Below are 11850 nucleotides of genomic sequence, written 5' to 3'. Positions count from 1 at the left end.
ACTTGCAAAGCTGTAATCTACTTTTGCCAAAGAAGCAATAAAAGTTAATAAATTGCATAAGAAAATACACGCAAAATAGCAAAAGTAACCAGTTTTAAAACAAAAATAAGTTTATCAATAGTCTTCCTTGTGATAAATTTCAAAGATTTTTGATTAACGGTAATTCTTTGGTTAATTATTCATTGCCATGATCCATTGCTACATCTGCTAGATGGTGGTGCAATAATTCCTCCTCAGTCAGCAAGTTTACTAACCAAGCCCTTACTCCACGGGAAAGATAACGGGGAACAGTGGAAGACTCATAACCCGAAGATAAAGAATGTAACCCCCTTAAATTATTCGTAGGCAAGGAAAAATGATTGAGAGCGCAGAATACACAAATTCAACAAGGCGTCCTATTCAAAGTCCTGTGAACGCGATCGCACAAATCTGGAATACACAAATAATTGTTATCAGATATACAAATAAGTATTTTGAGCCTCACCTAGATTAATTAAACTAATTATTGAGAGTATCAGATTTTTGTAGCTATTGTTACTATAATTATATAATAATTTACACATACATCTAGGAGAAGAAAAAATATTACCTAGCAAAATTTATGAAATCTTTCCGGATTATTATTAAAGTTTGTGTAAAGTACACAAAAAAGGGGTTATTACTGCAAAACCTAGTTATGTTTGCTGTTGAAAAAATAAAAAACTAAAGTTTATTGACGCAGTTTATTAGCCTCTACTTAAGTTTTGAACACCGATAACAGTCCTAGTAGTTGACAATTAGTTCATTTCAATTGATGTGTTGCACTGTTTTTAACAAGCCTAAAATTTAGTCCTGAATAATTTACCCTCCAGGAAGCCTCCATAACGGGTATATACAGGTTAAAACGGCTGTATAATTTATGCTGTGAAATTTATTTCATGACGAATCGTAATTTAGTAGAGTATCTCTGTTTCAACTAATATTCTATGATATTCTTATTTGTCTTTTAATTACACTTGATAGTTGTAATAATTCAATCTTATATATTTCTGCTACATAAGCAATTTATTAAACTGAAGATTTAATTTATCGCAAATCTTTCTTTACTTAAAACTTATTATGAATGCGAAAATAAATCATAATTAACGATTATATCACTTTAATTTATTTGCCACAAAAATTAAAAAATCCCAAGGAAAAGTTGATGCTTAAATCAGTAGAAATTGTTCAAAATCCATCAGTAAAAAGGTTGCTCAAGCTTTGGGCAAGGCGTTACACACTTGATTTTTCCCATGTATCATTAGAAAAATCTCTTTATACTAGTTTGATGACAACCGCTTCACCAGAGGGGCGAGCTTTAACATCCGCTAGATTGAGGGATAATGTATTAAATATTAATTGCCAAATGGCGTGTATACAAGCAAAAACATTCTACAGTTATATACCAAATATCGTAGATTTGAACGAAGCAAGGCTCATAACTCAGTTTGCTTTTCGTGTCTATAAAAAAATACTTGATATTTACGAGAAACACTCTGTTGAAATTAATGTACCTACAAACGAAACATGGGAAAATAATCACATTTTTATATTGGGAATACCAGAGATTACACAATTGGCATATTCATTAGAACCAGTATTACTGGTATTTCAAGAACAGCATGTCATATCTAGGGATTGGCGTTCCCTTGGCTTTATGACTACACAATTAAACTTTACTAACCAATTAATTCTGAAAAAACTTACACCAACAGAAAAAATATTACTGACTCCCTACTTAAAATTTGTTGAAGAACAAGTTGCTACGCCCTGGCAAAGAGTTTGTGCGGCTGCTGTCAAGTATGAAATAGATTCACCGGAATTAAAGCTTATAGAACAGATGATATTAGCTACACCAAAAATTGCTGAATCTGTTTATCAGCAACTGGTGGAGTTGTTGCCTAATCATCATAGCCGGAGAGGGGAATTGAGTAAGGCAGATGTTAAACACTCTTGTCTGCGCGATTTGAACATGTTTCAAGCTTATCTGTGGTTGTGCTTTTTGGAAAAGAGCATGACATCTATAGAAACAGAACTGCTACCGTTGTGTGTGATGGTTGTGGAGGGTGTAGGTATTCAATGGGAAATGACAGAAAAATGGTGTCAAATTTTGACAGAAACAATTATTAGCCACTTGGATACTGAACAAAAGACTTTGTTGTGTCCTTATCTGCAACAAATGCAGCAGTTATTTTTGCAGGAGCGATCGCGCTTGGGTTATAAAAAAGAATTAGCTGGGGGTATTGTTTAACAGTTATCAGTGACTACCAAATATTATTGTTCTTAAGGGAGAACCCCAAGGGCGATCGCACCCAAAAAGAGGGGATAAAAATTTGAACGAACACCGTGCAAGGCGATTAACACAGATGGATCATGCGTTTGCTGTTAAGTTCATCCCTGATCGCTATTTTCAACACCAGCTGTTGGCTACTTTAGCAGCATCTATAATTAATTCTTGCCCCCTGAAAGTTCGTTAACTATGTCGGAAGAAGAAATCCGTACTACACGGCTAGAGAAAGTAGAACAGTTGAGACAATTAGGGATGAATCCCTACGCCTATCGTTGGGAATCTACCCATTACGCAGCACAATTGCAGGAAAAATTTGCTGATTTAGCCAATGGAGAAGAAGTAGATATCGATGTGGCGATCGCTGGACGCATCATGGCGCGTCGCGTTATGGGTAAACTTGCTTTCTTCAGTTTACAAGATGAAACCGGCAAAATTCAGCTTTATTTAGAGAAAAATCGCATCCAGGAAGGCATGGCAGATATTGACGCCGATGCTTTTAATCATCTCAAACAGCTTACAGATGTCGGCGATATCTTGGGTGCTAGAGGAACTATCAAACGGACTGAAAAGGGCGAGTTATCAGTTTACGTTAAACAATATACAATCCTGACTAAATCTTTGTTGCCCTTGCCTGATAAGTGGCACGGTTTGACAGATGTAGCAAAACGCTACCGTCAGCGCTACGTAGATTTAATTGTTAACCCAGAAGTTCGGCAAACTTTCCGGCGTCGCGCTCAAATTACTGCTGGTATCCGTAGATACTTGGAAGAACGTGATTTCTTGGAAATTGAAACTCCTGTTTTACAAACGGAAGCAGGAGGTGCTGATGCGCGTCCGTTTATCACATATCACAACACCTTAGACATGGAGTTGTATTTGCGGATTGCTACAGAACTTCATCTCAAGCGGTTGATTGTTGGGGGGTTTGAAAAAGTATTTGAACTGGGACGGATTTTCCGCAACGAAGGAATTTCTACCCGGCACAACCCAGAATTTACTACGATTGAGATTTACCAAGCCTATGCCGATTACAACGACATGATGGCACTCACGGAAGGGATTATTACCACCGTCACCCAAGAGACACTCGGCACATTGCAAATTACTTACCAAGAGCAAGCAGTTGATTTAACGCCGCCTTGGCGGCGTGTAACCATGCACGACTTGGTACAAGAATACACAGGCTTGGATTTTAACTCTTTCCAAACTCTGGAAGAGGCAAAAACAGCATGTAAAAATGCTGGATTAGAAGGTATAGAAGATTGCCCATCAATTGGCAAGTTGCTGAATGAAGCCTTTGAACAAAAAGTCGAGGCGAACCTAGTTCAACCTACCTTTGTGATTGACTATCCTGTGGAAATTTCACCCTTGGCAAAACCACACCGTTCTCAGCCTGGTTTGGTGGAACGTTTTGAGTTATTTATTGTCGGGCGAGAGACTGCTAATAGTTTCTCAGAACTTACTGATCCTATTGATCAACGTCAACGCCTAGAAGAACAAGCAGCCCGCAAAGCAGCAGGTGATTTAGAAGCCCAGGGAGTAGATGAAGACTTCTTGACAGCTTTAGAATACGGAATGCCACCCACTGGAGGCTTAGGTATTGGTATTGACAGGTTGGTCATGTTGCTGACTGACTGTGCTAGCATTCGGGATGCAATCGCTTTCCCCTTACTCAAGCCAGAGAAATCAGAAGAAGCAACTAAGGAAAATACCTAAAAGGGAGGGACAGGTAAATATACCTGTCCCACAAAAATATGTAATAATTTTAAAACCGGGTGAGTGTGAATTTACCAATTTAAAATCTAAGTCGAAGGTTGGTATCTTTTGCAAGCACAAGATATTAAACAAACATTAAAATCTCTGATTAAGGAAGCGTCTACAATAGACCCAAGTTTAGCCAAGAGGTTAGAACAAATAGATCGTTGGGTTAAAGATGTTAAGTCTGGTTCGCTCAATGGTAATACTAAAAGATTTTTAAGACTGTTTCTAGAACAAATTATTAAAGACTCTCAAATTTGGCTTGATATTCAAGCTTTAGGTTCCCAAGAGGAGCAAGAAGTTTATTATACAAAAATGACAGCCACTGAAAAATACTGGTTTAGAGAGTTATTTGCCAAATGGTTAAAGGAAAACGATCCAAAATTTATCATCTGGCGACAAAAGTTAATGGCAGGGGATTTCCGTCAGGAAGATGCTGATTTACTCAACTCTGTTGTCAATAGTATTGAAGTTCGTGGCGGTACAGTTATCAAGCGTTACATAGCAGACCTATCAATGGCAACTGATATAATTGTTAGCAGTAGGCAAGATAAGGCATTGTGTATTCAACTTACTAGCCTTGCTAATAAATATTCTCAAGAAAAATCCGATTCTTGGGAAAGTACTTTACGTTTCTGGGCGATTGAAAGAGGTTTATTTTTAAATTACAATCCTGGCAAAAATGATTTTATTAATAAAATAGTCAATTTGTCACTACATAACAGTGATAACCTCAAATCAAGGATATATTTAAAATTCAGTTTATAGTTACAAGTTCTGTCGTTTATCTAGATTAAGATTCACAACAATTTGGTCATCATGATTAGAGAAGTTAAAAATGACCGCCCAAGCAAATTTGAAGAGTTTCTTCGACATTTAGAAGAAGCACGCAAATTACAGGATGACATACTTAAGTATGGGCTGACCGCTGCAAATTTGTATTGTGAAGATGTGGATGGTGATTGGTTAGAAACTTGGGGAAATGACGAGGAAAATACTTTTGTAGAATCTGTTGTTAACTTTTTGGAAAGTAATGACTCAGTTGCGGTGAAAGTCCGAAAGCAGTTAAAAGATAAATCGCTACAAGAAATTGCTACTGAGTTGGAAAACTGTTTGAGTTTTGGTGAAGAAGAAGAGCGGATTTTTGCGTTGAAGAATGTGTTAGTAGGTAGCGTTACGAGTGGTAGCATCTACCGTGATTTCAGTGATGATGAAATTGACTTGTTGGATTTAGCAGAGGAATTGTTAGAAAAATTGGCAGAGATTTGTGGAGAAAGTTAAAAAGCGCAAGGAAGCCAGAAATCAGGGAAAAAATACCCAGTAGATTCACCTGAATATCTGGAATGCGATCGCGAATATAGAAAGTACGCTGGAGTAATGCTTGAAATTACTAAACAAAAAAATAGTAGTGAAAAATTTCCCTTTGCATACCCTCACTTTTGGGCGGCTTTTACCTGCCAAGGATTGAGGTAAAGCACTCCGTACTCCGTAAACTACCTTACCTTCGAGGAAAGAAAAGGCTGCTGCCTTTTGATATCCATGAACTCAAACCCAAGAGATAATTAAAACTGACAACTGATAACTGGTAACTGATAACTCTTGTAAAGTATGGCAGGACATAGTAAATGGGCAAATATTAAACGCCAAAAAGCTGTAGTAGATGCCAAAAAGGGTAAGACATTCACACAACTTTCCCGGGCAATTATCATTGCTGCGAGAAATGGTATCCCAGATCCAGCAGGTAACTTTCAACTGCGAACAGCAATAGAAAAAGCCAAAGCAGCGGGTATCCCCAACGAAAATATTGAAAGGGCGATCGCTAAAGGTGCAGGAACTTTTACAGGTGATGGTTCCAGTTTAGAAGCTATTCGTTACGAAGGTTATGGCCCTGGAGGCGTTGCTATTTTAATAGAAGCCTTGACAGACAATCGCAATCGTACCGCAGCTGACTTACGTGCCGCCTTTAGCAAAAACGGTGGTAATCTTGGTGAAACAGGATGCGTCAGCTGGATGTTTGACCAAAAAGGCGTTTGTATTGTTGAGGGAGTAGAAGACGAAGAAAAACTTTTAGAAGCATCCCTAGAAGGTGGTGCTGAATCTTACGAAATGACTGATGAGAAAACTGCTGAGGTTTTTACTGGGGTAGCAAATTTAGAAAACCTCAACCAAACCCTCAAAGAAAAAAATTTTCAGGTAACAGACGCTGAATTGCGTTGGATTCCGAGTAATAACGTAGAAGTAGATAACACAGAACAGGCGCGATCACTACTGAAGTTAATAGATACTTTAGAAGGCTTGGATGATGTCCAAAACGTCACCGCTAACTTTGAAATGCCAGAAAACTTAATGGTTGTTATGGCTTAGTGAACTCTGAAACACAAAATTCATCTCAATTACACAACAATGTCATATCCGTTTGAGATTATTGATATTGTTGATGACTATATTCTGGTAACTGGTAGTGCCAAGCAACCAATAGCTGAACATTAACAATCAATAATAAGTAACTTTACCTTACTCTTCTACACACATAAACACGGTTTCTACCCTATTGCGTTCCTCATGCACCAGTAGGGTTTTTTCTTTATTTAGTTAGTAGTTAGTTGCTAGTTGTTTACTCCTCATACCCCACCCTTACGGGAAGCCGCTACGCGTCTACACACTCCTCATACTCCTCATACTCCCCCACCTCCCGCTTGCCCTCCACGACGCGATCGCGTAAAAATAATAATTAAAATGCTGTAATCTGTCTTAACAATGGCGCAAGCACAGCTTCCACAAACTTTTTCCCCCAACCAGGTAGCCACAGACAAACGGGGATACGACTATGATTTGGTCATTGTCGGCGGCGGAATTATCGGTCTCACCCTAGCATCTGCTTTCAAAGACTCAGGATTAAGTGTACTGCTGATAGAAGCAAAAGCAGAATCCGCAGCAGTAGCTAAGGGACAAGCTTACGCAGTACATATGCTGTCGGCGCTAATTTATCAAGGTATTGGAGTCTGGGACAAAATCTTACCTCAAATTGAAGTTTACCGTCGCGTCCGCCTTTCTGATGCTGATCACCCAGATGTGGTGGAATTTACAACAACAGATATCAACAAGCAAGATTTGGGTTATGTAGCGGAACACCAAGCGTTGTTGTATCCTCTGCGCGAGTTTGTCAAAGATTGTCAGAATGTGACTTATTTATGTCCAGCAGAAGTGGTAAGTACTTGTTATCACCAAGATATTGTCACAATAGATATCAAAGTAGCAGGGGAAATGCGGACAGTCCGCAGCAAATTACTAGTAGCTGCTGATGGTTCGCGATCGCCTATTCGCCAAGCTGCTGGTATTAAAACTCATGGTTGGAAATACTGGCAGTCTTGCATTGTCGCATTTGTCAAGCCCGAAAAACCACACAATCACACTGCCTACGAAAAATTTTGGTCTAGCGGCCCATTTGCAATTTTACCTCTGCCAGGAAATCGTTGTAGAATTGTCTGGACTGCCCCCCATGAAGAAGCAAAAGCCTTATGTGCTTTGGATGATGAACAATTTTTAAAAGAGTTAACTCGTCGTTTTGGTAATCAGATGGGTAAGTTAGAATTGTTGGGCGATCGCTTTATTTTTCAGGTGCAACTCATGCAAAGCGATCGCTATGCCAAACACCGACTCGCTTTGGTAGGTGATGCAGCACACAACTGTCACCCCGTAGGCGGACAAGGTTTAAATTTGGGTATCCGCGATGCAGCAGCCTTAGCAGAGGTAATCCAACAAGCACATCAAGCTGGTGAAGATATTGGCGACATCAAAATACTCAAACGCTACGAACGTTGGCGGAAACGGGAGAACCTGACTATTTTGGGTTTTACTGATTTGTTAGATAGGATGTTTTCTAATACATTCTTGCCTGTAATGGTAGTTCGTCGCTTAGGTTTATGGGCAATGCAGCGATTACCAATCCTGAAAATATACACTCTCAAATTGATGATTGGTTTGAAAGGGCGTACTCCCGAATTAGCACGACGTTAAAATTAATTGAAAACGAGGTGATCGCTTTGGGCTATTTTCAGCTGATGGAATTGATAGCCTTCGACTAGGTGTTTTTACTATCATGTATCTATCAAATCTTCATCCCACCACAGTAATGCTTATTGACGTAAATTGTGGCGAAAATTATTAAATACCGTAACTAGACATCTGGTGAAGAAGAACGTAGAGACGCGCTGTTTGAAGCGTCTCTACAAGTATTTTGGGTAACGCATATTATTTTCTGGATATGCCTAATAAATGCTCGGCCATCTCAATATATTATATTTTTATTTTGAAATCATCTAATAATCAGAATCAAATAATTTTTCTATAATTTTGCAACTATAAATTTACTATTATAATTTTATGGAACCACCGTCAAAACTATTACTAAAACTTAGCAAACGTTTATTCAATAATTCAGATGAACAAGCAAGTTTTATAGAAGCTTTAATTAACCCTAAATCTTTTCCACCCTGCATCATCTGGTGTCAAGATAAAGTAGAAAATTTACCTTTGATCGTAGAAGAACCTATAACTTGGCAACCACCTTTTATAGATCGTTTATCTTTGGGTTCCAAACCCGGTCAGAATCCACTACACGAACAAGGATATTTTTATTGTTTAGATTTTTCTTCTGTATTTGCGGCTTCAACTTTACTAGCAGTTAATCAACCAGTTCAGGTTATTTTTGATATGTGCGCTGCACCAGGAGGTAAGAGCATTTTTGCTTGGAAACTATTGCAACCAGAGTTATTAATTAGTAATGAAGTGATTGGGAAACGCCTGGGAATGTTAATTTCTAATTTCAAGCGTTGTCATATTAGTCGATCTATAGTTGTCAACAGAGATTCTAGTATTTTTGCACAAAGCATACCTTTATCCACTGATTTAGTGATAGTCGATGCTCCTTGCACTGGGCAATCTTTAATAGCGAAAGGTGAAAAAGCACCAGGATGTTTTCATCCTAGTGCTATTAATAAGAATGCAAATCGGCAAAAACGCATTATAGCTAACTCTGCTCAGATTGTCGCTCCACAAGGCTATCTTGCTTATATGACTTGTACATATTCACCAGAAGAAAATGAAGAAGTTTGTGAATGGTTAATAAAAAAGTTTTCTCAGTTTGAACCAATGGAAATTAATCATTTAAAAGACTATCAGTCTCATCTAACTAAAATTCCTTGTTATCGAATGTTTCCTCAAGATGGTTTAGGAGCAGGTGCTTTTACAGCACTGTTTAAAAACACTCATGAGGGCGAGAAAAAGATATTAGATATCGATAGTTTGTCTGCTATTTGGATAAATATGTACGGTGATGATTAGACCAAATCAGAAGTCTGCTAATAAATGGTGTTTGCGCCTCTATAGAATAATGGACACCTGAAGATTGGAATAAATTCATCGCAAAATTTTGGCACTAAGACTCCGCGTCCCTCTGCATTTTAAATCGCTACACTTACTAAGTAAGTTGTAAGAATAAACATAAATGCCTTACTGCATTCTATCTATCGTGCGATACTGAATTGCCTCTGCTAGATGATGAACTTGCAGATTCTCGTCTCCTGCTAAATCAGCAATTGTACGTGCTACTTTGAGAATGCGATCGCTTGCTCTAGCTGATAAACCTAATTTTTTAATTGCATTTTCTAATAAGTTACGACTTGCCTCATCTAACTTGCACCATTTCTGTAAATGATGACTTTGCATTTGGGCATTACAACGCAAATTCGCTTCATGATTAAATCTTACAGATGCGCGATCGCGTGCTTTTTGTACCCTTTCCCTAACTGTTGCTGAAGCTTCTCCCGTTGGTTGTTGGGTAATTTCCTCTGGCTTCAAACGGTTTACCGCAACTTGTAAATCAATTCTATCCATTAAAGGCCCAGACAGCTTTGCCCAATATTGTTCTCTTTGGCGTGGCGAACACGTACACTGTTGAATAGTATCACCGTAATAACCACAGGGGCAGGGATTGGTACTTGCCACTAAAGTAAATTGAGCCGGAAACGTTACGGATTGTTTTGTTCTGGAAATCGTCACAAAGCCATCTTCCAAAGGTTGACGCAGGAACTCCAGAACATCACGTTTAAATTCTGTTAACTCATCTAGAAAAAGTACACCCAGATGTGATAGTGAAATTTCGCCAGGACGGGGAAATGTACCACCACCAACGAGGGATGGACCTGATGCGGAATGGTGGGGGCTACGAAAAGGGCGATCGCGTACTAAAGAACCTCTATTTTTTAATAAACCAGCTACCGAGTGAATGCGTGTTACCTCCAAAGCTTCTGGGAAACTCAACGGCGGCAAAATCCCTGGTAAGCGTCTTGCTAGCATTGTCTTACCACTTCCTGGTGGTCCGACAAAAATTAAATTGTGACCCCCAGCCGCAGCAATTTCTAATGCCCGACGAGCATGAGCCTGGGCTTTCACATCTTTTAAATCAGCTTGTAGAGAAGATGCACCAAGTTGCGTCTCTACTTTTTCATCCAACTGTACAGGCTGGTAAAGTCCTGGATTATTTAAAAAATCAGCTACATCTGCCAAATGTTTAAAAGCATAAACATTCAACCCCTTAACTAAAGCAGCTTCTTGGGCATTATCCGCAGGCACAACTAAACCTGTAATTCCCATCTTATTGGCAGCAGCACCTATAGGCAACACTCCAGCTACTGGGCGTAAACTGCCATCCAAAGAAACCTCACCTAAGAAAAGATAATTCTCTAACAACTCAGTATTAACTTGTTCGGAAGCTGCTAAAACTCCTACACTAATGGGCAAATCAAAACAGGGACCTTCTTTACGTAAATCCGCAGGTGTAAGATTAATCACTATTTTTCGCATCGGAAAGGCGAAGCCCGAATTTTTGAGAGTAGCTTTTACCCTTTCCTTACTTTCTTGTACCGCCGCGTCTGGTAATCCCAACACAACAATTCCTGGCAAACCCCCAGAAACATCAACTTCTACGCCCACCTTCACTGCATCAATGCCTACAATCGCTCCGCTCCAGACTCTGGCAAGCATGGTCTTTTTTCCTTTGTCATAGTCCTTTGTCCTTTGTCTTATCATTGACTATTGGCAAATGACAAATAAAAAATTACACATGACAACCCAAGACACAATTTTTGGCAAAATCATTCGTCGAGAAATACCAGCCAATATAGTCTATGAGGATGATTTAGCACTGGCTTTCAAAGATATTAACCCCCAAGCACCAGTTCATATCCTTGTAATTCCGAAAAAACCAATCCCGAAACTAGCTGAAGCCGAACCAGAAGACCAAGCACTTTTGGGGCATCTTTTGTTAACTGCTCAGCGAGTCGCCGCCCAAGCCGGACTAACAAATGGCTATCGTGTGGTGATCAACACTGGCGATGATGGTGGTCAAACTGTTTACCATTTACATCTGCATATCTTAGGAGGAAGACACATGGCATGGCCTCCCGGTTGATATATCAGTAGTTAGTTATCAGTTATCAGTGAACAGTCTGTTAACTGGTAACTGTCACTTTTAAGGGCAATTCATAAATTCTTAGTGAGTGATCGCTTACAGAAAAAACCTATAAACAATATAAAATCAGAATTTTTTATGAATTTTGTTTACATAAATAAATAAAAATTAATTAAATAATGTTTACAATTCTAAAACTTTCTTCTAAGCTTATGGATGTAGGTAAAACAACCTACGCAAATCATTAACGAAAGTTAAGCAATCATAAGAACAATGACAGCAACCTTACAACGCGCGCAAAGCGCCAACGTAT

At 38.9% G+C, this 11850-nt stretch carries 9 protein-coding genes; 8 read left to right on the top strand and 1 reads right to left on the bottom strand.

Annotated elements, in window-relative coordinates; genetic code table 11:
• Positions 1–1183 precede the first annotated feature (1183 nt).
• The 7 genes from NIES592_RS21825 (at position 1184) to NIES592_RS21795 (ending at position 9409) form a co-directional block, all read left to right on the top strand.
• A complete protein-coding gene (locus NIES592_RS21825; protein WP_073556872.1) occupies positions 1184–2269 on the top strand; it encodes a hypothetical protein in 1086 nt (361 codons plus the stop codon).
• A gap of 228 nt (positions 2270–2497) precedes the next feature.
• Positions 2498–4024, top strand: a complete 1527-nt coding sequence (gene lysS / locus NIES592_RS21820) for a lysine--tRNA ligase (protein WP_062250117.1) — start codon at positions 2498–2500, stop codon at positions 4022–4024.
• A 108-nt stretch (positions 4025–4132) separates the two neighbouring features.
• Positions 4133–4834, top strand: coding sequence for a hypothetical protein (locus NIES592_RS21815; RefSeq protein WP_073556871.1), 702 nt, complete (start codon positions 4133–4135; stop codon positions 4832–4834).
• Between the two features lie 51 nt (positions 4835–4885).
• Positions 4886–5347 carry a hypothetical protein gene (locus NIES592_RS21810; protein ID WP_062250121.1) on the top strand — a complete coding sequence of 154 codons (462 nt, stop codon included), beginning with the start codon at positions 4886–4888 and terminating at the stop codon, positions 5345–5347.
• A gap of 327 nt (positions 5348–5674) precedes the next feature.
• Entirely contained in the window at positions 5675–6430 is a 756-nt protein-coding gene (locus NIES592_RS21805) for a YebC/PmpR family DNA-binding transcriptional regulator (protein ID WP_073556870.1), read from the top strand.
• Between the two features lie 393 nt (positions 6431–6823).
• Positions 6824–8083 carry an FAD-dependent hydroxylase gene (locus tag NIES592_RS21800; protein ID WP_062250125.1) on the top strand — a complete coding sequence of 420 codons (1260 nt, stop codon included), beginning with the start codon at positions 6824–6826 and terminating at the stop codon, positions 8081–8083.
• A gap of 366 nt (positions 8084–8449) precedes the next feature.
• Positions 8450–9409 (top strand): RsmB/NOP family class I SAM-dependent RNA methyltransferase, encoded by a 960-nt coding sequence (locus NIES592_RS21795; RefSeq protein ID WP_009459410.1) that lies wholly within the window; start codon positions 8450–8452, stop codon positions 9407–9409.
• A 168-nt stretch (positions 9410–9577) separates the two neighbouring features.
• Here the strand turns inward: NIES592_RS21795 and NIES592_RS21790 are convergent, their stop codons facing one another.
• On the bottom strand, positions 9578–11110 hold the full coding sequence (locus NIES592_RS21790) for a YifB family Mg chelatase-like AAA ATPase (protein WP_073556869.1): 1533 nt from the start codon (positions 11108–11110) through the stop codon (positions 9578–9580).
• 79 nt (positions 11111–11189) lie between these two features.
• Here NIES592_RS21790 and NIES592_RS21785 point away from each other — a divergent pair, with 79 nt between their 5' ends.
• Positions 11190–11537 carry a histidine triad nucleotide-binding protein gene (locus NIES592_RS21785; RefSeq protein WP_016871409.1) on the top strand — a complete coding sequence of 116 codons (348 nt, stop codon included), beginning with the start codon at positions 11190–11192 and terminating at the stop codon, positions 11535–11537.
• Positions 11538–11850 lie beyond the last annotated feature (313 nt).

Origin of the sequence: Fischerella major NIES-592 (assembly GCF_001904645.1) — a bacterium.
GTDB lineage: Bacteria > Cyanobacteriota > Cyanobacteriia > Cyanobacteriales > Nostocaceae > Fischerella > Fischerella thermalis.
This window is presented reverse-complemented; position numbering and strand designations above follow the sequence as displayed.

What these genes read in the sequence shown, in the direction of transcription:
- NIES592_RS21825 (WP_073556872.1), top strand. Translation starts at nt 1,184, where the DNA reads ATGCTTAAATCAGTAGAAATTGTTCAAAATCCATCAGTAAAAAGGTTG.
- lysS (WP_062250117.1), top strand. Translation starts at nt 2,498, where the DNA reads ATGTCGGAAGAAGAAATCCGTACTACACGGCTAGAGAAAGTAGAACAG.
- NIES592_RS21810 (WP_062250121.1), top strand. Translation starts at nt 4,886, where the DNA reads ATGATTAGAGAAGTTAAAAATGACCGCCCAAGCAAATTTGAAGAGTTT.
- NIES592_RS21805 (WP_073556870.1), top strand. Translation starts at nt 5,675, where the DNA reads ATGGCAGGACATAGTAAATGGGCAAATATTAAACGCCAAAAAGCTGTA.
- NIES592_RS21800 (WP_062250125.1), top strand. Translation starts at nt 6,824, where the DNA reads ATGGCGCAAGCACAGCTTCCACAAACTTTTTCCCCCAACCAGGTAGCC.
- NIES592_RS21795 (WP_009459410.1), top strand. Translation starts at nt 8,450, where the DNA reads ATGGAACCACCGTCAAAACTATTACTAAAACTTAGCAAACGTTTATTC.
- NIES592_RS21790 (WP_073556869.1), bottom strand. Translation starts at nt 11,110, where the DNA reads ATGCTTGCCAGAGTCTGGAGCGGAGCGATTGTAGGCATTGATGCAGTG.
- NIES592_RS21785 (WP_016871409.1), top strand. Translation starts at nt 11,190, where the DNA reads ATGACAACCCAAGACACAATTTTTGGCAAAATCATTCGTCGAGAAATA.